The sequence below is a fragment of the Pseudoduganella violacea genome (genome assembly GCF_014191875.1).
In the GTDB taxonomy this organism is placed as follows: domain Bacteria; phylum Pseudomonadota; class Gammaproteobacteria; order Burkholderiales; family Burkholderiaceae_D; genus Rugamonas; species Rugamonas violacea_A.
In genome coordinates this window covers 140580-160940 of record NZ_JACHXD010000011.1, presented here as the reverse complement: position 1 = coordinate 160940, position 20361 = coordinate 140580, and the positions used below count along the sequence as shown (strand labels likewise).

Below are 20361 nucleotides of genomic sequence, written 5' to 3'. Positions count from 1 at the left end.
AATAATGATGAACCAGGATGCCTACAGCAGCTACCACTCGGTCAATCTGGACGCGCAGACGGCCCGCGCCACCCCGGTCGAGCTGGTGCTGGTACTGACCGACGGCCTGCTGGAAGAGCTGGCCCGCGCGCGCGCGCACATCGTGGCGCGCCGCTACGAATTGAAGGCGGCAAGCCTGAACAAGTGCACGCAGATCATCAATGGCATGGCCAGCTCCCTCGACTTCGACCATGGCGGCGAAGTGGTGGTCAATCTGAGCCGTCTCTACGACTACTGCGCCGCCCGCCTGTACCGCGCCGGCATCGATATGAATCCCGACATCATCGATGAAGTCGTGACCCTGCAAACCACCATCAAGCAGGGCTGGCTGGGCGTGCAAGCGAATGGATAGGCAACACACGCTGCTGCAACTGGCGCAGAAGCTCAGCGCCGCCAGCACCGCCGCCGACTGGGACGCCCTGGCGGCGGCGGATGCGCTGCTGGCGGCCAGCTTGCCGGCCCTGGCGCAGCAAGGCCCGTGGACGGCGCCGGAACTGGCGGCGCTGACGGTCCTGCGCCAGCAGCATGGCGCCGCGCTGGCGCGCTGCACGGCGGCCGGCGCGGAACTGGCTGCGCGCATGAGCACTATGAATACCAATAAAGAAGGCTGGTATGCCTACTCCCTCGACAACGAAGTAATCGGACACGAAGCATGAGCATGACATCCATTGGCGCCGCCCCCGCTGCCGCCCCTACCTTACTCGACGTCGCGCCGGCCGCCCCCGAGGCAGTGGCGCTGTTGAGCACGGCGGCGGGCGCCGCGCCCCTGTCCCTCTTTGGTCAACTGCTGGGCCTGGTCGACGCCGGCAGCGCGCCGGACGGCGCCGGCCCGGAACACGACACGGAACACGGCGCCGACGCGAGCGCCGCTACGCTGGACCCGACCGCGACCCCGGCCTTCAGCACCATGCCGCTGCCGGCCATGCTGGCGGCGCTGGCCCCGGCCGCCACCGCGCCCGCCGCCGGTGCCGGTGCCGGCGGCCAGCAGGGCGGCGTGGCCGGCGTGGGCGCCATCGATGGCCGTGCCGCGGCCCCGACCCATCCCGCCCTGCTGGCCGCCCAGGCGGAACCACAGACGCGCGCGCCAGCGCCGCTGGGCGCGGACGCCGCCGCGCGCGGCGCCCTGCCCCTGCCGCCCCAGTTGGCCAGCGGCGGCGCGCCCGCCGCGCCCGCCGCCAGCGGCGCGCGCGCGCCGGCCATCGCACTGCCCGGCGCCGCCGGCGCCGAGGCGCGCGACAATGCCGCCCCCCTGCTGGCCGAGCTGGCCGCCGTACAGAGCGGGCGCAGCGGCGATGCCAAGGCGGCCGTCAAGGACGCCGTCGGCGACGCGGCCCAGGCCGGCGCCGGCTTCAAGACCTTGTTTGCCAACACGGCCCCGCAAACCGGCGCCGCCGGCGACAGCGTGAAACTGGCCGGCGCGCCCGACCAGTGGCAGCAGCCGCTGCGCGCCGCCCTCGGCGACCGCCTGCAGCTGCAATTGCAGCGCAATAACGACCATGCCGTGATCCGCCTCGACCCGCCCAATCTGGGCAGCGTGGAAATCTCGATCCGCCATACGGCCGGCGCCCTGCAGGTGAATTTATCGGCCAGCAATGGCGAAGTGCTGCGCCAACTGAGCACCATCGGCGACACCATGCGCCAAGACTTGTCGCAGCGCCAGTACGGCGAGGTGGCCGTGACCGTCTCGGCCAGCCGCGGCCAGGGCTTTGCCGATGCCGACGGCCGCGGCCGTCAGCCCGAGCGCGACGGCCAAGACGGCCGCCAGCCGGGCCGCGCCCTGTCCGAGGACGGCGCCGCTTCCACCTTTGCCATGCTGAGCGATCTGGAGTAAGACAAGGATGAAGAATATGAAACTGGTAATTGCGTTGGTGGGTGTGGCCGTCCTCGCCGCGGGCGTGGCCGGCGGCGCCGTCTGGTATATGGGCAAGGCTTCGGCCAATGCCGCCGTACCGGCTGCCGCGCATGCCAAGGCGGAAGCGCCGCGCAGCGACGGCAAGCCGCCCAAATACCTGACCGTGGACAAGGTCATCGTCATGCTGCGCAAGGCGCCCGGCGACACGGTGCCGCACTATATGTCGGCCGACCTGGTGGTGGCCACCACGGCGGAAAAGGAAAAGGAAGCCAAGGAACACCTGCCGCTGCTGCGCAGCATCGCCGTCAAGTCCCTGTCGGCGCTGCCGATGGCCAAGGCCGAAACCATGTCGATCGACCAGTTCGCCGAGGAGCTGAACAAGGCCTTCGATGAAACCTATGAAAAGGAAAGACTGGACAAGCCGTTCAATAATGTAATGATCGGCAAGATGATTCTCGAATAATGCCCGACCCCGAAGCCAAGCAGGAGATGGGATTTTCATGGCATATTTAGAACAAGCGGAAGCCTGCGCCGATGGGTATGGCGAAACGGCGGCCGCCGCGCCGACGCTCAGTCCGGCCGCCGAGCAGAAGTGCCTGGTGGATTATGCGCCGCTGGTCAAACGCATCGTGCGCCAGCTCAATTCGCAGGTGGCGGGCGCGATCGACCGCGACGATATGGAGCAGATTGGCCTGATGGGCTTGCTCGAAGCGCTGCGCCGCTATGGCACGCCCGACGCCGCCTTCGGCAGCTACGCCAGCCTGCGCATCCGCGGCGCCATTCTCGACGAGCTGCGGCGCCAGGATTGGCGCCCGCGCGCCGTGCGCCAGCACAGCCACAAGCTGCGCGACGCCATGCGCGCGCTCACGCGCAAGCTCGGGCGCGAACCGGCCGAGCACGAGGCGATCGCCGGCCTCGGCCTGACGCCCGAGGAATACCAGAGCTATCTGCTGGACGAGAACGCCGAGCAGATCGCCAGCTTCGACGACCTGCTGCAAGACACGCTGAGCGACGCGGGCAGCGCGCCCAGTCCGGAAGAGCAGCTGATGGTGCGGCGCAGCCTGGAACAGGCGCTGAACGGCCTGGACGAGCGCGAGCAGCGCGTGGTGCAGATGTATTACGAGTTCGAGCTGAGCTATAAAGAAATTGCCGCCGTGCTGGATTTGACGGACGCCCGCGTCTGCCAGCTCAACAAGGCGGCCCTGGGCAAGATGAAGGCAGTGCTGCAGCGCTAAGCGGCACCAAGATAATGAAATGAAAGGCAAGCAATCATGCAGCAATTAGTCGGTATTCTCATCGTGCTCGGCAGTGTGTTCGGCGGTTTCGCCATGATGGGCGGCACGTTCCACGCCATCTGGCAACCGATCGAGCTGATCATTATCGCCGGCGCCGGCCTCGGCGCTTTCGTGCTGGGCAACCCACGCCATGTGCTGGGCGAAACCGGCGGCCAGCTCAAGAAAATTGTCTTCCGCAAGAAGTACGATTCCGAGTTCCAGCGCCAATTGCTGCTGCTCATGTATGAACTGCTGCAACTGGCGGCTGGCGGCTTGAAAGCGCTCGACGCCCACGTCGAGGCGCCGAAGGAAAGCCCGCTGTTCCAGCGCTACCCGGCCGTGCTGGAAGAGCCGAAGCTGCTCGCCTTCATCGTCGACAACTTCCGCCTGATGGCGATGGGCAAGATCAACGCGCACGAGCTCGAAGGCGTGCTCGAGCAGGAACTGGAAGCCATCCATGAAGAGCTGACCCAGCCGGCCAAATCGCTGCAGAAGATCGGCGAAGCCATGCCCGGCTTCGGTATTCTGGCCGCCGTGCTCGGCATCGTGATGACCATGAACAGCGTGGGCGGCGGCGCCACCTCGGGCGAGATCGCCGAACACGTGGGCGCGGCCATGGTCGGCACCTTCATCGGCATCTTCTTCTGCTACGGCCTGCTCGACCCGCTGTCGAATATGATGAAGCAGCTGGTGGTGCAGGAAGCGTCCACCATGGAATGCGTGAAAGTGGTGCTGGTCACGCACGTCGCCGGCAAGCCGCCGCTGCTGGCCATCGACGCCGGCCGCCGCCTGGTGCAGCTGAACATCAAGCCAAGCTTCGCCCAGCTCGAAGGCTGGATCAACGCCATGGAAGGCCGCGATAGCGAGCCGGATTCTCGCCGTGGAGGTGGCCGTGCTAAAGCCGCATGATAAGCACCACGAAGCGACCATCGTCAAGCGCGGCGGCGGCAAGCACAAGCACGACGAGCACGGCGGCGCCTGGAAAGTCGCGTTCGCCGACTTCTGCCTCGCCCTGATGTGCCTGTTCCTGGTGCTGTGGCTGATGGCCTCGCGCAATACCGAAAGCCTGGAGCAAATCCTGACCGAGGCCGACGGCAACAAGACCGACCAGGGCAAGGGCGTGATGCCGCAGCAGATCGGCGGCCCGCGCGGCAGCCTGATCGAGCGCTTCCCGATGACCCGCACCGGCAATACCGACGCGCCCGGCAACGCCGCGCAAAGCACGCAAACCAATCCCCAAGCCCAGCCCGAGCGCGTCAGCTACGACACGCCCAACGATTTGCAGCAACTGGCCAAGGCCCTGGGCAATATGAGCGAGGAAGCGGGCTTGGCCAGCAACCTCGAATCGGTGGTCACGCCCTATGGCTTGCGCGTGATGCTGCACGATACGGACGAGCAAGGCATGTTCGTGCGCGGCAGCGCCGTGCCGACCGGCAAATTCCAAGCCCTGCTGCGCAAGATGGGGCCGCTGTTTGCCAAGATGGAAAACCAGATGCTGATCGTCGGCCACACCGACTCCCTGCAGTACGCCGACACCGGCCATTCGGCCTTCTCCAACTGGAATCTGTCGTCCAACCGCGCCATGTCGGCGCGCGCCCAGCTGCTGGCCGGCAGCATGCCCACCGACAGCGTGCTGCAAGTGGTCGGCATGGCCGACCGCGCCCCGCTCGATGTCAAAAATGCGACAGCCGGCATCAACCGCCGCATCGAGCTGCTCATTCTCACCAAGGGGCAGGCCGCCGCCATTTCGGCCATGTTCGGCATGCCTGGCAAGAAGAGTCCTTTGACCTTGGATGTGGATTCTGAGTTGCCTGATGTTAATATACTGCAGCAGCTGCGCAATAAGCTGCTGCCGGGTGCAAAGGGCAACGGCAATGGCCATTGAAAACAAGACAAGGGGGCAACGTATGCGTATCACCACCGCCACCCCGGGCGGGGTCAGCGTCCAGCAGGTCAGCGAGGTCACAGCCGCCGACGGCGCCCACGCCGCGGCCGCGCCGTCCGCCCCGGCCGAACTGCAATCGGCCGTGCTGCAACCGGCGCTGCAGGCGCTGCGCGACCTGCCCGATATCGACCACGAGAAAGTGGCCCAGTTGCGCGACGCCCTGGCCAAGGGTGAACTGCCGTTCAACGCCGGCAAGCTCGCCGGCCTGATCCAGCGCTTCCACGGGAGCGAAAAGTGAACCAGATGACGCGCCAGCAAGCCATGCTCGGCCTGCTGCAAGGCGTGGCCGAGGACCAGCAGGCTTACCGCAACCTGATCGAGCTGCTCGAGCAGCAGTTCCAGGCCGCGCTGCGCCACCAGCAGGCGCGTCTGGGCGAGATCGCCGCCGAGATTTCCACCCTGGTCGACAGCATGGAGGTGCGGCGCCGCCTGCGCGTGGAACTGGCCGAACGGCTGGTCGGTGCGCAAGGCGGCATGGCCCAGGTGTTTGCCCTGCTCAAGCATGAGCCGCGCGCCCGCCTCGAAGCCGACTGGGCGGAATTGGAACAAATGGTGCTTGCGGCGAAAGCCAGCGGCAAGCGCAATGGCGACTTGCTCGCCGAGCAATACACCATCATGGAAAAAGTACTCAAGGGCGAGGATCAGATTTATGAACCGGTCTGATTTCTTCGCGCGCACCAGCGCCACGCAAGCGACCGCCGCCACCCAGGCGACGCGCTCGAATATGGGCGCGACCCAAGCCGTGCTGCCGGCCGCCTTCACCAGTGCCGGCGGCGACGCCGGCCAGCGTTTCGGCGCCGCCTTCCGCCAGGTGCAGTCCGAGGTCCAGGATTTCCTGGCCCATGGCGCCGGCTTCAGCGCGCCCGACAACGGCGCCGGCAGCGCCTTGAGCGTGGAAGCGGCCGCCCTGCGCGCCCGTCTGGCCGGCGGCGCCATCGACGGCAATACGCCGGCCGGCGCTGCCAACGGCGTCGATGGCGAAACCCAGGAACAGTTTTTGGCCAACATCAAGCCGTGGGCGGCGGAAGCCGGCGAACGACTGGGCGTGGCACCCGACATCGTGGCCGCCCATGCCGCGCTGGAATCGGGCTGGGGCCAGCGTCCCTTGCGCCTGCCCGGCGGCGCCGACAGCAATAATCTGTTCGGCATCAAGGCCGGCGGCCAGTGGCAGGGCGAAGTCAATCCCGCCCGCACCACCGAGTATGAAGGTGGCGTGGCCATGAAGAAAGTGGAACGTTTCCGCAGCTACCCCGACCAGGGCGCCGCCTTCCGCGACTATGCCAGCCTGCTGCTGGACAATCCGCGTTATCAAAAAGCTTTGCATGCGGGTAATAACGCCCGTGCCTTCGCCCAGGGTCTGGTCCAGGGCGGGTATGCCACCGATCCCGGCTACGCCGAGAAACTCACGCGCCTGGCGGCGCGCATCGCCCAGCGCCCGGAGGATTAATTGGCCCCCGGCAGGTCAGCAGGCTCCACCGTCCCAGCGTCGATGACGCGGGCGCGGATGGTGGTGCCGCTGGCATTGCGCACCCGCACGATGGCGCCGCGCGCGCCGGCATCGAGCGCCTCGCCCGCCATGCTCACTTCGATCTGCTCGCGCTTGGCCACGATGCGCACCATCTCGCCGCGTTTCACCAGCAGGGCCGCGATCAGCATATTCGGCCGCAGCACTTCGCCGGCGCGCAGGCTGCGCCGCGCCGACATGCCGTCGACGGCGGCCAGGTCGGCCAGCGCATCCGGCACCGTGGTGATGTCGTTGCGTTCGAGCGACACGTCGGCCAGGCCAAGCGGCTTGCCCGCCGCCACATCGGCCGCCAGCACCGCCACCTTGGCCGAGAGCTTGCCACGCACCACGAAATCGTACCGCCAGCCCTCCGCTCCCGGACAGGCGGCCACAAAGCGCATGCGCGCCGGCGCCCGCGTGTCGACCCCGTCCACCGTCACCGGCGTGCGGCAAGCGGGCAGCGGCCGACTGCCGCGCACCACCTCGGCCTCGGCTTTCACCGCCGTCCAGCCGGCCCGTTCCGCCTGGCGCTGCAATTGCTCCAGCGCCGCCTGGTGTACCTGGGCTATCACCTGTTCCGGTAAAGTGTCGGCCAAAGCCGACATATTTGTGATTCCGGTAAGCAATAAAATCGCCAAACGGGGTACAATAGGATTGTTGAACATGGGCAATACCTTTACTATAGCGTAGCGGCTGGGCTCCCCGGTAGGGCAGCCGTGGCCGCAATTGTACATGGCAGCCTGGTACCGTGTTTCAGAATAGCGACAGTTTTATCTCAGGAGACAGAAAATGGGCATCAATTTCAAGGACGCGGTCGGCCTGCACAGCGACGCGCTGCAGCTGCGGGCAGAACGCACCCGCGTCCTGGCCTCCAATATTGCCAATGAGAACACACCGGGCTTCCAGGCCCAGGACATGGACTTCGCCGCCGCCCTCGCCCGCGTCCAGGCCGAGGCGGACGGCGAGCTGAGCCTGGCCGGCGACGACGCGCCGCTGTACCGCGTGCCCTACCACCCGACCAAGGATGGCAACACGGTCGAGATCGGCGTCGAACAAGCCGCCTTCTCGCAAAACGCCACCGAGTTCCAGACCAGCCTGACCTTCGTCAATATGAAGCTGCGCGGCCTGGCCAAAGCCATCAACGGACAAGGATAATCATGAGCTTCAAGGACATTTCCCAGATCGCCGGCTCGGCCATGGCGGCCCAGACCGTGCGCCTGAACACGGTCGCTTCCAATCTGGCCAATGCCGATTCGGTGGCCGGCAGCGAAGCTGAAACCTACCGCGCGCGCAAGCCCGTGTTTGCCGCCGTCATGAACGAGGGCTTCAACGGCGCCGCCGGCGGCCGCGTCCAGGTGCTCGACGTGGTGGAAAGCGCGGAAGCCCTGCGCAAGGTGCACGAGCCGGGCAATCCGCTCGCCAATGCCGAGGGCATGGTGTTCTACCCCAACGTCAACCAGGTGGCCGAGATGACCGACATGATGTCGGCCTCGCGCGCTTTCGAGACCAATGTCGAAGTGCTGGGCCGCATCCGCGGCATGCAGCAATCCCTGCTCAAACTCGGCGAAGGCTAATCCATGGAAACCAATCTGTTTACCAACACGGCCAGCTCGGCCGCCAACGGCCAGCAGGGCGGCGGCGCGCCCGCGGCCGCCTCCGGCATGAGCGCCAACCAGGAAATGTTCACCAAGCTGCTGGTGGCCCAGATCAAGAACCAGGACCCGCTCTCGCCCAGCGACCCGGCCCAGTTCGTGCAGCAGCTGACCCAGCTGTCGCAGACCGAGGCCTTGAACAATATGGCCAAGCTCACCAGCGCCAATGCCAGCGTGCTGCAAAGCATGCAGGTGCTGGCCCTGGGCGGCCAGGTCGGCTCGGACGTGATGGTCAACAGCGATAGCGTCAAGCTCGATGGCGCCAAGGTCAAGGGCGAAGTGACGCTGGAAAACGCCAGCAGCAAGACCACCCTGATCCTGACCGGCAGCGACGGCATCGAACGCTCCGTCGTCCTCGGTCCGCTGGGCGTCGGCGTGGCGCCGTTCGCGATCGACCCGACCGCGCTGGGCCTGCCGGCCGGCACCTATAAGATGAAAGTTGTCACCAGCAGCGGCGAACAGCCGCCGCTCGACGTCGCCGGCCGCTTGAACAGCGTGCGCCTGGGCGCCAACGGCAATGTTGTGCTGAATGTCGGCAATGTGGGCGAGGTTGCCTCCACGGCCATTACCGCGTTTAACGGCAAGTCCGCCACCACTTCCGCTAGCAAGATTTAAGAAAGGTTACCGTCATGAGCTTCGATATCGCACTGTCTGGCATTCAAGCCATCAACGAACAGCTGAGCACCATCAGCAACAACGTCGCCAATGCGGGCACCCTCGGCTTCAAATCGAGCCGCGCCAACTTCGCCGCCATGTATGCCGGCGAGCGCCCGACCGGCACGCGCATCGGCTCGACCAGCCAATCCATCACCCAGAACGGCGGCGTGCTGACCACCAACCGCGGCCTGGACGCCCTGATCAACGGCCGCGGCTTCTTCGTGGCCAAGGATTCCACCGGCCAGATGAACTACACCCGCGTCGGCCTGTTCGAGAAGGCCGCCGACAATTTCATCGTCGACGCCTCCGGCCGCCGCGTGCAAGGCTATGCCATGACCCCGCCGTCGACCGTGCGCGGCGCCATGGGCGATATCGCCGTGCCGACCGGCACCCAGTTGGGCAAGGCGTCCACCAAGGTCGACTTCCAGGCCAATATGTCGGCCGACTGGAAAGTGCCGGCCAGCCCCTGGCCGGCCGCCGCCCCCGCCAGCGGCGTGGTCGATCCCGCCACCTACAATATGTCCAAGGTGTCGGTGATTTACGACTCCCTGGGCAAACAGCATTCGATCACCCAGTATTTCCGCAAGACCGCCACCGTCACCCCTTCCGAGGTCGCGGTGTATGTCAGCGTCGACGGCGCCTTCCCCACCGCCGCCGCGACCAATCTGCAATTTGACGTCAACGGCAAGCTGACGGCGCCGGCGCCGGCCAATTACACGGTGGCCATTCCGGCCGGCGCGGCCGCCGCGATGAATGTGGTGATCGGCTATACCGGCACCACCTTCCAGGCCGGCGAGGCCAACACCTCGGTCAATGCCGCCGACGGCAACGCGCCCGGCACCTTCGTCGGCGTGGAACTGAACAAGGATGGCGGCGTGATCGCCAAGTATTCCAACGGCCTGAAGCAGCAGATCGCCGTCGTGGCCCTGGCCACCTTCCCCAATGACGAAGGCTTGATCCCGGCCGACAACACCAGCTGGATCGCCGGCGGCGAGTCGGGCGTGGCCAACTATGCCGAACCGGGCCAGGGCGTGGCCGGTTCCCTCAACACCGGTTCGCTGGAACAGTCGAACGTGGACGTGACGACCGAGCTGGTCAGCCTGATGACCTCGCAGCGCAATTACCAGGCCAACTCCAAGGTCATCTCGACCGAGAACGCGATGCTGCAATCGCTGATGCAAGCCCTGTAAGGACTGACCCAGCATGGACGCGCTGATCTATACCGCGATGAGCGGCGCCGAGCGGGCGCTGCGGGGCCAACAGGTCCACGCCAACAACCTGGCCAACCTCGATACCTCGGGCTTCCGCGCCAACCTCGAGCTGGCCACGGCCGCCGCCCTGCCCGGCTACGGCTATGACGACCGCCATATGTCGCGCATGCAGGCGAATGCCGTCAACGGCCGCCAGGGCGCGCTGAAGCCGACCGGGCGCGAACTCGATGTCGCCATTTCCGGCGCCGGCATGTTCGCCGTGCAAGGCCCGACGGGCGAGGCGTATACGCGCGCCGGCGGCATCACGCTCGACGCCGACGGCACCATGACCGTGAACGGCATGCCGCTGCTGGGCGAAGGCGGCGCGCTGACCCTGCCCATCCACACCCGCGTCGAGATCGGCCAGGATGGCACGGTGTCGATCCAGGTGCCGGGCCAGGCCCAGATGCAGGTGATCGACAAGCTCAAACTGGTGAAGGCGGAAACGGCGGAACTGACCAAGAACGAAGCGGGCCTGCTGGTCGCGCGCGACGGCCAGTTGCTCAACACCGACAACACCGTGCAGGTCCGCTCCGGCCACCTCGAAGGCAGCAACGTCTCGGCCGTCGAGGAAATGGTCGCCGTGATGAGCCTGAACCGCACGTTTGAAATCCAGATGAAATTATTCAAGGCCAGCGACAGCATGAACGAGGCAGGCAACCGCCTGCTCGGCGCTTAAGCCCCGACAAGGAGAAACTGATGAATCCAGCAATGTGGATCGCCAAAACCGGCGTGCAGGCGCAAGACGCGAAGCTGCAAACCATCGCCAACAACCTGGCCAATGCCAATACCGTCGGCTACAAGCGCGACCGCGCCGTGTTCGAAGACCTGTTCTATTCGATCGAAGCGCAGCCGGGCGCCCAACGCGCCGACAACAATACCCTGAGCCCGTCCGGCGTACAGCTGGGCAACGGCACCCACCTGGTGGGCACGCAGAAAGTCTTCACCAACGGCAATCTGCAAACCACCAACAACACCTTCGACGTGGCCATCACCGGCAACGGCTTCCTGCAGGTGCGCCGGCCGAACGGCGAAGCCGCGTTCACGCGCGCCGGCCAGCTGCAGATGGACAGCAACGGCATCCTGACCACGGCCCAGGGCTTGCCCATCGTGCCGCAGATTACCATCCCGAACAACGCGACCCGCATCACCATCGGCGAAAACGGCACCGTCTCGGCCACCCTGCCCGGCAATACCGCGCCGACCGAACTGGGCCAGCTGACCCTGACCAGCTTCATCAACCCGACCGGCCTGCTGGCCCTGGGCGAGAACCTGTTCCAGGAAACGGCCTCGAGCGGCGCGCCGACCGAAGGCCGTCCCGGCGACGCCCAGTTCGGCAAGCTCAAGCAAGGCTCGCTGGAAGGCTCGAACGTCCAGGTGGTCGAAGAGATGGTCGACATGATCGCGGCCCAGCGCACCTATGAGATGAATACCAAGGTGCTGTCGGCGGCCGACAATATGCTGCAATACCTGGCCCAGGCGGCAAGATAATGAAAGCCGTCCTGAGCACGCTGGTCCTGGCATCGCTGGTGGCCGGCTGCGCCCAGCCGCCCGTGCGGCCGGCGCCCTTCGACGAGCCGCCGCCGGTGGCCCGCGTGGCGCCGTCGCGCGGCAGCTCGGGCGGCGTCTTCGATCCCGAGGGCGGCGTCTCGCTGACCTCGGACAGCCGCGCCTTCCGCGTCGGCGACCTGGTCACCGTGCTGCTGCAGGAAACCACGCAGGCCTCGAAGAGCGCGGGCACCAAGCTGAGCAAGGACTCCAGCACCGCCATCGCCGCGCCCGGCCTGCTCGGCAAGACCTTCCCCAAGGCCGGCGTCGACCTGTCCGGCAAGAACGGCTTTGCCGGCGACTCCTCGAGCACCCAGCAAAACACGCTGAACGGCGCCATCACCGTCATCGTGCAGGAAGTGCTGCCCAACGGCCTGCTGCGCGTGGCCGGCGAAAAGAATCTGACGCTGAACCAGGGCGAGGAATTCCTGCGCCTGCGCGGCTACCTGCGCGCCGCCGACATCGACGCCAACAACCAGGTGTCCTCGCTGCGCATCGCCAATGCGCGCATCGCCTATTCGGCCAACGGCACCCTGGCCGATGTGCAACAGCCGGGCTGGCTGACCCGTTTCTTCGTCGGCCCCTGGATGCCCTTCTAAGGTGATTACATGAAACTCCGCTGGATTCTCCCTGCCCTGTGCGCCAGCGCCGCCCTGCTGGCCTTCAGCCAGCCGGCCTCGGCGGCGCAAACCCTGCGCAACCTCGTCAGCATCGAGGGCGTGCGCGAAAATCCGCTGGTGGGCTACGGCCTGGTGGTGGGCCTGAACGGCAGCGGCGACTCGACCCAGGTCAAGTTCGCCAGCCAGTCCGTGGTCAATATGCTCAAGCAGTTCGGCGTCAAGATGCCGGACGGCTCGGACGCCAAAAGCAAGAACGTCGCCACCGTCATGGTCAGCGCCGTCTTCCCGCCCGGCTACCGCCGCGGCCAGCCGATCGACATCACCGTCTCCTCGCTGGGCGACGCCAAGAGCCTGCGCGGCGGCGCCCTGCTCCTGACCCCGCTGCGCGCGGCCGACAATGAGGTGTACGCCCTGGCCCAGGGCAATGTCGTGGTCGGCGGCCTGAACGCGGCCGGCAAGAGCGGCTCGTCGGTCACCGTGAATACCCCGACCTCGGGCCGCATTCCCAACGGCGCCGTGATCGAACGCGAAATCGCCACCGATTTCTCGAGCAAGCCGACGGTGCGCCTGTCGCTGCGCCATCCGCACTTCCAGACCGCGACCAATATCGTGGAAACGATCAACCGCCGCTTCGGCCAGATCGCCAGCACCAGCGACGCCACCAGCATCGACGTCATCGCGCCGGAAAATCCGACCCAGCGCGTGGCCTTCGTCGCCAAGCTCGAAGGCTTGCCCATCGACGTCGGCAATGAAAACCCGAAAGTGGTGTTCAATTCGCGCACCGGCACCGTCGTCATCGCCGACGGTCTGCGCGTGCGCGCCGCCGCCGTCACCCACGGCTCGCTCAAGGTGGTGATCTCGGAAAGCGCGAAAGTGAGCCAGCCGAACGCCTTCGCCCAGGGCCAGACCACGGTCACGCCGCAATCGAACGTCAGCGTCGACCAGGGTTCGGGCCAGATGTTCAAGTGGCCGGCCGGCGCCAAGCTGCAATCGATCATCGACGTGGTCAACAGCCTGGGCGCCTCGCCCGACGATATCATGGCGATCCTGCAAGCCCTGGACCAGGCCGGCGCGATCGAAGGCGAACTGGTGGTGATCTGATGGACAACCGCATCTCCCCCCTGCACCATCCCGCCCTGGCCGCCGAGGAACAGGAACGCATCGCCGCCGCCCAGCCGACGGTCGATGGCGTCGACCCGGCCTACCGCGCCAAGGCCACCGAGGCCGCCACCAAGTTCGAAAGCTTCTTCATCAGCCATCTGCTGCACCAGATGCGCAGCTCGACGCGCGAAATGGCCGGCGAGGACAGCATTTACAAGGACGAGGTAAACCAGGACATGCTCGACATGGCCGACAACCTCGTGGCCGACAGCCTGGCCAACCGCCGCGCCTTCGGCGTGGCCGACGCCATTTTGCGCCAGCTGCTGCCGGCCGCGCCCGCAGCCCCCCAACAGCCTGGCAACATTGCCACTGAGAAAAAACCTCCCGCTGCCGCTTAATACAATTCCGTAAGCGGTCGCCTTAGTTTAGTAACGGATCATGGCGCCCTCCTGGCGCCGGTCCCTCGCCCCACTCCAGGAAAGAACCGTCACAATGACCGCCATCAGGAATGCACTTAGCGGCGCCCTCGCCGCCCAGGCCGCGATCAACGCCACCAGCCAGAACACGGCCAATATGAAAACCCGTGGCTATACCCGCCAGGGCGTGTTGTTGACGGCGCTGGGCCCTTCCCAGGGCATGAACGGTCCCGGCCTGGGCGTCCAGGTCAGCGCCCTGTTGCGTTTCAGCGACGCCTATAAGAGCCAGCAACTGTGGCGCGCCAATTCCGAACTGGGCATGCGGACCCAGAGCCAGCCGTATCTGAGCCAGCTCGAACGCATCATGGGCGACGACAAGACCAGCATCAGCAATGGCATCGACCAATTCTTCCAAGCCCTGAACGCGGCCGGCGTCGACCCCATCTCCACGCCGCTGCGCGGCCAGGTGGTGACGGCCGCCGGCGCCATGGCGCAGGCCTTCAACAGCATTTACTCGGTGACGCGCAATCAGCAGCTGTCGGTGCAGCAGCAGCGCGAATCGATGTTGCCACAGGCCAATACCCTGATCGCCAATATCGCCGACCTGAACGACCGCATCACCCAGGCCGGCGCCTTGGGCACCAACACCTCGGCCCTGGTCGATGAGCGTGACCTGGCCATCGACGACCTGTCCAAAATGATGGCCATCGAAGTGCTGCAGCAGCCAGACGGCAGCAGCAGCGTCTCGCTGAAAAGCGGGCAGCCGCTGGTGACCGGCAAGCTGGCCGCCCAGTTGCAACTGGTGACCACCCCGCCGGCGACCACGGCCGAACTGCGCCTGAGCTTCGCCGGTTCCGTCTTCGGCCTAGACGCCACCCGCATCGGCGGCTCGATGGGCGGCCTGGCCGACTTCGAACAAAATACCCTGGCTCCGCTGCAAACCTCGATCATGGAACTGGCCAAGGGCTTGTCGGACAAGATCAACGCGCAGCAAGCCTTGGGCCAGAACGGGCGCACGCCGCCGACCGCCGGCACCGACCTGTTCGTGTACAACGCCTCCGGCACCGGCGGCCTGCTGAATCTGGCCAGCAACTTCAAAAGCGAAGACCTGGCCTTCTCCGCCAATGGCCAGCCCGGCGACAGCGGCAATCTGCAAAAGCTGATCGCCATCAAAAACGCCTCTATCAGCCTGACCTCGATCGGCAACGTGCAGATCGGCGACGCCGACACCCAGCTGGTCGGCAAGCTCGGTATCGACAGCAAGCAAAACCAGTCCCTGCTGAAGAACGCCACCACCATCCGCGAGCAGGCCGAGGAGGATTGGGCCTCCACCAGCAGCGTGAATGAAGACGAGGAAGCGATCAATCTGGTCGAGTTCCAAAAAATGTATCAGGCGAACATGAAAGCCATTGCCGTGGCCAACAGCCTGTTCGATTCCACCCTGGCCATGTTCAACTAAGGATTTATCATGCGTATCGCCAGCAACCAGTTCCAGGCCAGTATGAACCGCTCCCTCGGCCTCAACCAGGAAGCCCTGTCCAAGCTGACGGCAAAGATGGCCAGCGGCAGCAAGCTGCTGGTGCCGTCCGACGACCCGATCGCCAACGTGCGCATTTCGCGTCTGCTGCGCGAGGAATCCATTGTCAACCAGTACCGCGACAATATCTCGGCCGTCAAGATCCGTCTGGCGCACAATGAAACCTTTATGCAAGGCATGGTCAACGACCTCAACGAGGCACGCGACCTGATGGTGCTGGCGCTCGACGCGCACAACACCCCGTCCGACTTGAACGCCATCGCCACGCCGATGCGCGCCCTGCTCGACAGTATTTATTACAACGGCAACACGCGCGACCAGGAAGGCAAATACATCTTCTCCGGCACCGCCACTGCCACCGCGCCGCTGGCCGATACCGGCGCCGTGGGCAGCGGCACCCGCTTCAGCTTCCAGGGCAATACCGACAAACAGGAAGTCGTGGTCGGCAATGGCGTGGTGCAGGCGGCCAACGTCGACGTCAAAGGCGTGGACCTGGTGCTCAACAAGATGGACGCCGCCGCCGCCGCCCTCATCGCGCCGGGCGCCTCGGCCACCAATGTGGCCACGCGCGCCGCGCTGACCGCCAATCTGAACGCCATCGACGACGCCATCGCCCTGGTGGCCGGCCGCATCGCCGAATTCGGCGGCGCGCAGAATGTGATTACGACGCTGAGCAACAACCACGCCAACGTCAGTCTGTCGAACCAGAGTGCGCTCAACGATCTGAGCCAGCTGGACTACGGCATCGCCGCCACTGATCTGAACGGTTACAATATTGCCTTGCAGGCTACCTACAAGGCCTATACCAAGATCAGCGACCTGTCCCTCTTCAAGCTTCTGTAAACGACCATCATGCAAATCGTCCAGCGCTCCAGCCCCAATGGAATCGCCGCCGGCCAAAGCGGTTCCACCAGCCAGGTCGACGCCACCGGGCTGAAGACCGCGGCCGATACCGCCGCCGCGCCCGTCACGGGCAGCGGCAGCGCCGCCCCGTTGCGCCGCGGCCTCAGCAACCTGGATCAACCGTTGCAAAACGATATCTCCGGAGCCCAGCAAGCCGTGGATTTCCTGGAACAAAGCGCCGCCCAGCTGCGCGCCCTGAAAACGGAACTGGCCGGCCGCCTGGCCAGCCGCCAGCAGCGTGACGGCCAAGTCGAAGCGCGTCTGCGCCAATTCAACGACACCTGGCGCAGCCGCAGCGAAGCGGCCGGCGGCACGCTCGATCCCCAGCTCGAATTCAGCAGCAGCGAACCGGCCGTGCAGCGTTTCACCGTGCGCGGCATGAGCATGGCCAATCTGCGCAGCGGCGCGCGCGAAACCCTGGCCATTTCGCTCAACGGCAGCGCGCAGAACCTGCGCTCGCTGACCCTGACGCCGGGCTTGAGCGACGGCGAAATCGTGGCCCGCTTCAACCAGACACTGGCGCCGGCCGGCATGAGCGTGTCGGTCAACGATGCCGGCGAACTGATCTTCGTGGCCGAAGAGGCCCTGTTCCCGGCCATCCGCGAAGGCTTTTCCGTGCAGGGCGGCGGCATCCGCTTCCCGGCCGGCCAGCTCAACCGCATCAAAACCGAAGAACAAGCGCCCATCATCACGCCGGAAGGCTGGGGCGCCTCCGACGTCGAATCCATCCGCCGCACGCTGCAGCAAGTCATGCAAGCGCTGTCCCACGTCGAAGCGGCGCTGGCCAAGGTCAATACCGCGCTGTACGAAGCGAGCCACCGCGCCGCCGCCGCCATGGCTGAAATCGACGTCGCCGGCATCGACGAAGCCGCGCTGCGCTTTGCCGACGTCGCCAAGGAGCCCAGCTACAGCAATCTGCTGGCGCTGAACTCCGCCCTGGTCGGCATCAGCCGCGACCGCGTCGTCTCCCTCCTGCGCCTGAGCGCCTAATCCCTCCCCTTTGATCTAAATCAGCAAATGTCCCACCCTGGTGTCAGGCACCAGGGTTAGACATTGTTTGCGGCAGATCAAACGGCCTTGCTGGCGCCGTCGTTGGCGGCGTCGCGCCGGATCATGGCGGCCAAGTCGTCGGGCGGCAGAGCATGGGCGTAGACGAAACCTTGGGCATAATCGCAGCCGGCCGCTTTAAGCAGGGCCAGCTGGACCTCGCTTTCCACGCCTTCGGCTACTACCTGCAGCCCCAGCTTGTGGGCCATGACGATGATGGCTTCGCACAGGGCCAGGCCGCCACTGTCGCCGCTTAGGCCTTGCACGAAGCTGCGGTCGATTTTCAGGTAGTCGAGTTCGAACTGTTTGAGGTGGGCCAGCGAGCCATGGCCGGTGCCGAAGTCGTCGAGCGCGACCTGCAGCCCCATGGCGCGGAACTGGCGCAGCCGTTCGAGCACGGCGCCGGCCGCTTCGGTCAGGATGCTTTCCGTGATTTCGATGACGATGCTGCGCGGCGCCAATTGCAATTGATTGACGTAGTCGAGCCAGCCCTGGCAGAAGCCGGGGTCGCCGCGAAATTGCACGGGCGACTGGTTGACGCTGATTTGCAGCGGCCAGCCCAGCTCGCGCTGCCAGGCCTGGGCCTGGTCGGCCGCCTGGCGGAAGACCCAGTCGCCGATGTCCACGATCAGCCCGCTCGCCTCGGCGTTGCCGATGAATTCGGGCGGATGCAGCGTGCCGCGCTGCGGATGGTGCCAGCGCAGCAGCGCTTCGGCGCGTTCGATGCGGCCACTGCGCAGATTGACGATGGGTTGGTAATACAGCTGGAATTCGCCGGCGTCGAGCGCGCGCCGCAAATCGCCCGACAGGCGCAGGCGCTGCTGGGCCGCCGCCTGCATATCGGCCGTGAAATAGCAGTAGCGGTTGCGCCCGCCCGACTTGGCCGCGTACATGGCCTGGTCGGCATGGCTCAAGAGGTCGGCCGGCTCGGCGGCGTCGCTCGGGAACAGGGCGATGCCGACGCTGGCCGAGACCCGGCCCTGCTCGCGCGCCAGCTGGAACGGTTGGTTCAAGGCGCTGAGGATGTTCTGCGCCACGCGCTCGACGCTGGCCGCGTGTTCCAGGCCGGGCAGGATCACGACGAATTCGTCGCCGCCCAGGCGCGCCAGCGTGTCGGAGGCGCGCACGCAGGCGGCGATGCGCCCGGCCGCTTCGGCCAGCAGGCGGTCGCCCATGGCGTGGCCGAGGCGGTCGTTGACTTCCTTGAACTGGTCGAGGTCGATGAACAGCAGGGCCAGGAACATATTGTCGCGCTTGGCCTTCTTCATTTCCTGACCGAGCCGGTCCTGGAACATATGGCGGTTGGGCAGGCCGGTCAGGGCATCGAAATTGGCTTGGCGCCACACTTCCTCGCTGGAATGGCGCTGCGCCGTGATGTCCGTGACCAGGGCCAGCGCGCCCAGATACACGCCGTCGCCATCGAAGATGGGATTGGTCGACAGGCTGGCCCACAGCTCCTCGCCATTCTTGCGCCGGAATTTGAAATCGTGACGCTCGGCCACGCCCTGCAGCCGGCTGGCGATATTGTGCTCGAACAGGGTACGGCCTTCCTCGTCCATGAAGTGCTGCAGCGGCTGCTCCAGCATTTCCTCGATGGTATAGCCCAGCATCTGCGCCATCTTGGGATTGACGAAGCTGGTGCGCGCGGCGGCGTCGACTTCCCAGATGCCCTCCTCGGCGTTGTGGACGATGCGGCGGAAGCGTTCCTCGCTGCGCTCGAGCGCCGCCAGCTTGCCCTCGGCCAGTTCCAGCACCACGCGGAAGCTTTGGCCGTCGCCGCTGCCGCTGGCCAGCAGCGTCACCGGGAAGCCGCGGTCGCCGCGGCCGCGCGTCATCTGCACCTGGCAGCGCTGCGCTTCGCGGCTGTTCAGGGCGGCGCTGACGAAGGCGTCGAAATCGGGCAGGAAGCGCTGGGCGATAAAGCCGCGCAGGCGCAGGCGCTGGGGATTGGCGCGCGGGATGCCGAGCAGGTCGGCGCCCACCAGGTTCATCAGCAGCACCGTGGTGTCCAGCGCCAGCACGAAGTAGCCGACCGGGGCCAGCAGATAGATATCGTTGAAATAATCTTGCTCGCGCTCGGCGCGCGCCCGCACCGTGTTCGCCGCGTAGTCGGCCGTGGCCAGCGGCAGGCGGCCGGGGCTGTCGGCCAGCAAGGCGTAGGGATCCAGGTCGGGTATCGGGCTCAGCTCCGGCCCGGCATAGACCGCCGCCGGCCGCAGCCCGTCCGGCGCTGCTTGCTGCTCTTCGTCCATAAGCCCTCGTTCATGCAATGGTCTTTCGGCAAGCCTAGACTACCATGCGCATGGGGCGATGTCGAGCACGCTCAGGGCTGGCGGTGGGCGCGGTTCAGACGCCGTTCGGCCACGCCCTGCAAGACTTCAAAGAGCAGGCTCAAGGCCCAGTAAATCGCGGCCGCCGCCAGGTATAGCGGCAGGGGACGGAAGCTGGTGGCGATCGCTTCCTTGGTCGAGAGCATCAACTCGGTCACGGTGATGACCGAGACCAGCGAGGTATCCTTGATCAGGCTGATCAGGGTATTGCTCATGGACGGCACGGCCACGCGCAAGGCTTGCGGCAGCACCACATGGCGCAGGGTCTGGCCGTAACCCAGGCCCAGGCTGAAACTGGCCGCCCACTGCCCCTTGGCGATGCTCAGGATGGCGCCGCGCAAGCTTTCCGACAGATACGCGCCGGCATTCAGGCTCAGCGCCAGCACGCCGGCCGTCAGCGGCGCGAACTCGATGCCGATGCTGGGCAGGCCGTAATAGATGACGAACATCTGCACCAGCAGCGGCGTGCCGCGCATCAGGCTGACATACACGGCGGCCGGCCAGCGCAACAGGCGCCACGGCAGGATGCGCAGCACGGCCACGGGAAAGCCGATCAGCAAGCCGCCCAGCATGGCGGCCACGGCGAACGCCAGGGTATAGGCCGCGCCCTGGCCCAGGGCCGGCGCCGCCTCCTGCAGCAGGGCCAGCAGATCGGGCAGCTGGTCCAGACCGGGCAAGGCCATCGC

25 protein-coding genes are annotated in these 20361 nt (G+C 66.0%); 22 read left to right on the top strand and 3 right to left on the bottom strand.

Going from position 1 to position 20361, the window contains the following annotated elements; all coding sequences use genetic code 11:
• Nucleotides 1–4: 4 nt before the first annotated feature.
• Genes fliS through FHS03_RS19310 form a run of 10 tightly spaced genes read left to right on the top strand, consistent with a single transcriptional unit; the run spans nucleotide 5 to nucleotide 6557 of the window.
• On the top strand, nucleotides 5–391 hold the full coding sequence (gene fliS / locus FHS03_RS19355; RefSeq protein ID WP_183442582.1) for a flagellar export chaperone FliS: 387 nt from the start codon (nucleotides 5–7) through the stop codon (nucleotides 389–391).
• Nucleotides 384–695: a hypothetical protein gene (locus FHS03_RS19350; protein ID WP_183442581.1), complete on the top strand. Its 312-nt coding sequence runs from the start codon at nucleotides 384–386 to the stop codon at nucleotides 693–695. Before fliS ends, FHS03_RS19350 begins: the two co-directional genes overlap by 8 nt.
• On the top strand, nucleotides 692–1870 hold the full coding sequence (locus FHS03_RS19345; protein WP_183442580.1) for a flagellar hook-length control protein FliK: 1179 nt from the start codon (nucleotides 692–694) through the stop codon (nucleotides 1868–1870). The genes FHS03_RS19350 and FHS03_RS19345 overlap by 4 nt, the downstream gene beginning before the upstream one ends.
• Before the next feature lie 16 nt (nucleotides 1871–1886).
• On the top strand, nucleotides 1887–2354 hold the full coding sequence (locus FHS03_RS19340; protein ID WP_307729557.1) for a flagellar basal body-associated FliL family protein: 468 nt from the start codon (nucleotides 1887–1889) through the stop codon (nucleotides 2352–2354).
• Between the two features lie 37 nt (nucleotides 2355–2391).
• A complete protein-coding gene (locus FHS03_RS19335; protein ID WP_183442578.1) occupies nucleotides 2392–3126 on the top strand; it encodes a FliA/WhiG family RNA polymerase sigma factor in 735 nt (244 codons plus the stop codon).
• Between the two features lie 36 nt (nucleotides 3127–3162).
• Nucleotides 3163–4074, top strand: coding sequence for a flagellar motor stator protein MotA (gene motA / locus FHS03_RS19330; RefSeq protein WP_050407359.1), 912 nt, complete (start codon nucleotides 3163–3165; stop codon nucleotides 4072–4074).
• Nucleotides 4058–5050, top strand: coding sequence for a flagellar motor protein MotB (locus FHS03_RS19325; RefSeq protein WP_183442577.1), 993 nt, complete (start codon nucleotides 4058–4060; stop codon nucleotides 5048–5050). The genes motA and FHS03_RS19325 overlap by 17 nt, the downstream gene beginning before the upstream one ends.
• A gap of 22 nt (nucleotides 5051–5072) precedes the next feature.
• The gene (gene flgM, locus FHS03_RS19320; protein WP_229426291.1) at nucleotides 5073–5348 is read left to right on the top strand and encodes a flagellar biosynthesis anti-sigma factor FlgM; all 276 of its coding nucleotides are present in this window, start codon (nucleotides 5073–5075) and stop codon (nucleotides 5346–5348) included.
• 5 nt (nucleotides 5349–5353) lie between these two features.
• Complete coding sequence (gene flgN, locus FHS03_RS19315; protein ID WP_183442645.1) at nucleotides 5354–5773, top strand: flagellar export chaperone FlgN; 420 nt, start codon at nucleotides 5354–5356, stop codon at nucleotides 5771–5773.
• A complete protein-coding gene (locus tag FHS03_RS19310) occupies nucleotides 5760–6557 on the top strand; it encodes a glycoside hydrolase family 73 protein (protein ID WP_229426290.1) in 798 nt (265 codons plus the stop codon). The genes flgN and FHS03_RS19310 overlap by 14 nt, the downstream gene beginning before the upstream one ends.
• Here the strand turns inward: FHS03_RS19310 and flgA are convergent.
• Nucleotides 6554–7219: a flagellar basal body P-ring formation chaperone FlgA gene (gene flgA / locus FHS03_RS19305; RefSeq protein WP_229426289.1), complete on the bottom strand. Its 666-nt coding sequence runs from the start codon at nucleotides 7217–7219 to the stop codon at nucleotides 6554–6556. The genes FHS03_RS19310 and flgA overlap by 4 nt on opposite strands.
• A 184-nt stretch (nucleotides 7220–7403) precedes the next feature.
• Between flgA and flgB the strand changes: the two genes are divergently transcribed.
• The 12 genes from flgB to FHS03_RS19245 all read left to right on the top strand — a co-directional run bounded on the left by flgB (nucleotide 7404) and on the right by FHS03_RS19245 (nucleotide 17288).
• Nucleotides 7404–7769, top strand: a complete 366-nt coding sequence (gene flgB, locus FHS03_RS19300; protein ID WP_183442574.1) for a flagellar basal body rod protein FlgB — start codon at nucleotides 7404–7406, stop codon at nucleotides 7767–7769.
• Between the two features lie 2 nt (nucleotides 7770–7771).
• The gene (flgC, locus tag FHS03_RS19295; protein WP_183442573.1) at nucleotides 7772–8188 is read left to right on the top strand and encodes a flagellar basal body rod protein FlgC; all 417 of its coding nucleotides are present in this window, start codon (nucleotides 7772–7774) and stop codon (nucleotides 8186–8188) included.
• A 3-nt stretch (nucleotides 8189–8191) separates the two neighbouring features.
• A complete protein-coding gene (locus tag FHS03_RS19290) occupies nucleotides 8192–8881 on the top strand; it encodes a flagellar hook capping FlgD N-terminal domain-containing protein (RefSeq protein WP_183442572.1) in 690 nt (229 codons plus the stop codon).
• 14 nt (nucleotides 8882–8895) lie between these two features.
• Nucleotides 8896–10113, top strand: a complete 1218-nt coding sequence (locus FHS03_RS19285; RefSeq protein WP_183442571.1) for a flagellar hook protein FlgE — start codon at nucleotides 8896–8898, stop codon at nucleotides 10111–10113.
• 13 nt (nucleotides 10114–10126) lie between these two features.
• Nucleotides 10127–10852 carry a flagellar basal body rod protein FlgF gene (locus FHS03_RS19280; protein ID WP_183442570.1) on the top strand — a complete coding sequence of 242 codons (726 nt, stop codon included), beginning with the start codon at nucleotides 10127–10129 and terminating at the stop codon, nucleotides 10850–10852.
• 20 nt (nucleotides 10853–10872) lie between these two features.
• The gene (flgG, locus tag FHS03_RS19275; protein ID WP_183442569.1) at nucleotides 10873–11664 is read left to right on the top strand and encodes a flagellar basal-body rod protein FlgG; all 792 of its coding nucleotides are present in this window, start codon (nucleotides 10873–10875) and stop codon (nucleotides 11662–11664) included.
• Nucleotides 11664–12320 (top strand): flagellar basal body L-ring protein FlgH, encoded by a 657-nt coding sequence (gene flgH, locus FHS03_RS19270; RefSeq protein WP_183442568.1) that lies wholly within the window; start codon nucleotides 11664–11666, stop codon nucleotides 12318–12320. Before flgG ends, flgH begins: the two co-directional genes overlap by 1 nt.
• 9 nt (nucleotides 12321–12329) lie before the next feature.
• Nucleotides 12330–13442, top strand: a complete 1113-nt coding sequence (locus tag FHS03_RS19265; protein ID WP_183442567.1) for a flagellar basal body P-ring protein FlgI — start codon at nucleotides 12330–12332, stop codon at nucleotides 13440–13442.
• A complete protein-coding gene (locus FHS03_RS19260) occupies nucleotides 13442–13840 on the top strand; it encodes a rod-binding protein (RefSeq protein ID WP_183442566.1) in 399 nt (132 codons plus the stop codon). Before FHS03_RS19265 ends, FHS03_RS19260 begins: the two co-directional genes overlap by 1 nt.
• A gap of 94 nt (nucleotides 13841–13934) precedes the next feature.
• Nucleotides 13935–15317, top strand: a complete 1383-nt coding sequence (gene flgK, locus FHS03_RS19255) for a flagellar hook-associated protein FlgK (RefSeq protein WP_183442565.1) — start codon at nucleotides 13935–13937, stop codon at nucleotides 15315–15317.
• Nucleotides 15318–15326: 9 nt separating this feature from the next.
• A complete protein-coding gene (gene flgL / locus FHS03_RS19250; RefSeq protein ID WP_183442564.1) occupies nucleotides 15327–16238 on the top strand; it encodes a flagellar hook-associated protein FlgL in 912 nt (303 codons plus the stop codon).
• Between the two features lie 9 nt (nucleotides 16239–16247).
• Complete coding sequence (locus FHS03_RS19245) at nucleotides 16248–17288, top strand: hypothetical protein (protein WP_183442563.1); 1041 nt, start codon at nucleotides 16248–16250, stop codon at nucleotides 17286–17288.
• A 77-nt stretch (nucleotides 17289–17365) separates the two neighbouring features.
• Here FHS03_RS19245 and FHS03_RS19240 read toward each other — a convergent pair whose 3' ends face one another.
• Nucleotides 17366–19597 (bottom strand): putative bifunctional diguanylate cyclase/phosphodiesterase, encoded by a 2232-nt coding sequence (locus tag FHS03_RS19240; protein ID WP_183442562.1) that lies wholly within the window; start codon nucleotides 19595–19597, stop codon nucleotides 17366–17368.
• A gap of 71 nt (nucleotides 19598–19668) precedes the next feature.
• Nucleotides 19669–20358 carry an amino acid ABC transporter permease gene (locus FHS03_RS19235; RefSeq protein ID WP_183442561.1) on the bottom strand — a complete coding sequence of 230 codons (690 nt, stop codon included), beginning with the start codon at nucleotides 20356–20358 and terminating at the stop codon, nucleotides 19669–19671.
• Between the last annotated feature and the right edge of the window lie 3 nt (nucleotides 20359–20361).

Coding starts and splice junctions, on each gene's coding strand:
- FHS03_RS19310 (WP_229426290.1), top strand. CDS start 5,760: ATGAACCGGTCTGATTTCTTCGCGCGCACCAGCGCCACGCAAGCGACC.
- FHS03_RS19285 (WP_183442571.1), top strand. CDS start 8,896: ATGAGCTTCGATATCGCACTGTCTGGCATTCAAGCCATCAACGAACAG.
- FHS03_RS19235 (WP_183442561.1), bottom strand. CDS start 20,358: ATGGCCTTGCCCGGTCTGGACCAGCTGCCCGATCTGCTGGCCCTGCTG.
- flgB (WP_183442574.1), top strand. CDS start 7,404: ATGGGCATCAATTTCAAGGACGCGGTCGGCCTGCACAGCGACGCGCTG.
- flgG (WP_183442569.1), top strand. CDS start 10,873: ATGAATCCAGCAATGTGGATCGCCAAAACCGGCGTGCAGGCGCAAGAC.
- FHS03_RS19345 (WP_183442580.1), top strand. CDS start 692: ATGAGCATGACATCCATTGGCGCCGCCCCCGCTGCCGCCCCTACCTTA.
- flgL (WP_183442564.1), top strand. CDS start 15,327: ATGCGTATCGCCAGCAACCAGTTCCAGGCCAGTATGAACCGCTCCCTC.
- FHS03_RS19280 (WP_183442570.1), top strand. CDS start 10,127: ATGGACGCGCTGATCTATACCGCGATGAGCGGCGCCGAGCGGGCGCTG.
- flgM (WP_229426291.1), top strand. CDS start 5,073: ATGCGTATCACCACCGCCACCCCGGGCGGGGTCAGCGTCCAGCAGGTC.
- flgA (WP_229426289.1), bottom strand. CDS start 7,219: ATGTCGGCTTTGGCCGACACTTTACCGGAACAGGTGATAGCCCAGGTA.
- flgH (WP_183442568.1), top strand. CDS start 11,664: ATGAAAGCCGTCCTGAGCACGCTGGTCCTGGCATCGCTGGTGGCCGGC.
- FHS03_RS19335 (WP_183442578.1), top strand. CDS start 2,392: ATGGCATATTTAGAACAAGCGGAAGCCTGCGCCGATGGGTATGGCGAA.
- FHS03_RS19350 (WP_183442581.1), top strand. CDS start 384: ATGGATAGGCAACACACGCTGCTGCAACTGGCGCAGAAGCTCAGCGCC.
- FHS03_RS19245 (WP_183442563.1), top strand. CDS start 16,248: ATGCAAATCGTCCAGCGCTCCAGCCCCAATGGAATCGCCGCCGGCCAA.
- flgN (WP_183442645.1), top strand. CDS start 5,354: ATGACGCGCCAGCAAGCCATGCTCGGCCTGCTGCAAGGCGTGGCCGAG.
- FHS03_RS19290 (WP_183442572.1), top strand. CDS start 8,192: ATGGAAACCAATCTGTTTACCAACACGGCCAGCTCGGCCGCCAACGGC.
- fliS (WP_183442582.1), top strand. CDS start 5: ATGATGAACCAGGATGCCTACAGCAGCTACCACTCGGTCAATCTGGAC.
- FHS03_RS19340 (WP_307729557.1), top strand. CDS start 1,887: ATGAAACTGGTAATTGCGTTGGTGGGTGTGGCCGTCCTCGCCGCGGGC.
- flgK (WP_183442565.1), top strand. CDS start 13,935: ATGACCGCCATCAGGAATGCACTTAGCGGCGCCCTCGCCGCCCAGGCC.
- FHS03_RS19260 (WP_183442566.1), top strand. CDS start 13,442: ATGGACAACCGCATCTCCCCCCTGCACCATCCCGCCCTGGCCGCCGAG.
- FHS03_RS19265 (WP_183442567.1), top strand. CDS start 12,330: ATGAAACTCCGCTGGATTCTCCCTGCCCTGTGCGCCAGCGCCGCCCTG.
- FHS03_RS19240 (WP_183442562.1), bottom strand. CDS start 19,597: ATGGACGAAGAGCAGCAAGCAGCGCCGGACGGGCTGCGGCCGGCGGCG.
- motA (WP_050407359.1), top strand. CDS start 3,163: ATGCAGCAATTAGTCGGTATTCTCATCGTGCTCGGCAGTGTGTTCGGC.
- flgC (WP_183442573.1), top strand. CDS start 7,772: ATGAGCTTCAAGGACATTTCCCAGATCGCCGGCTCGGCCATGGCGGCC.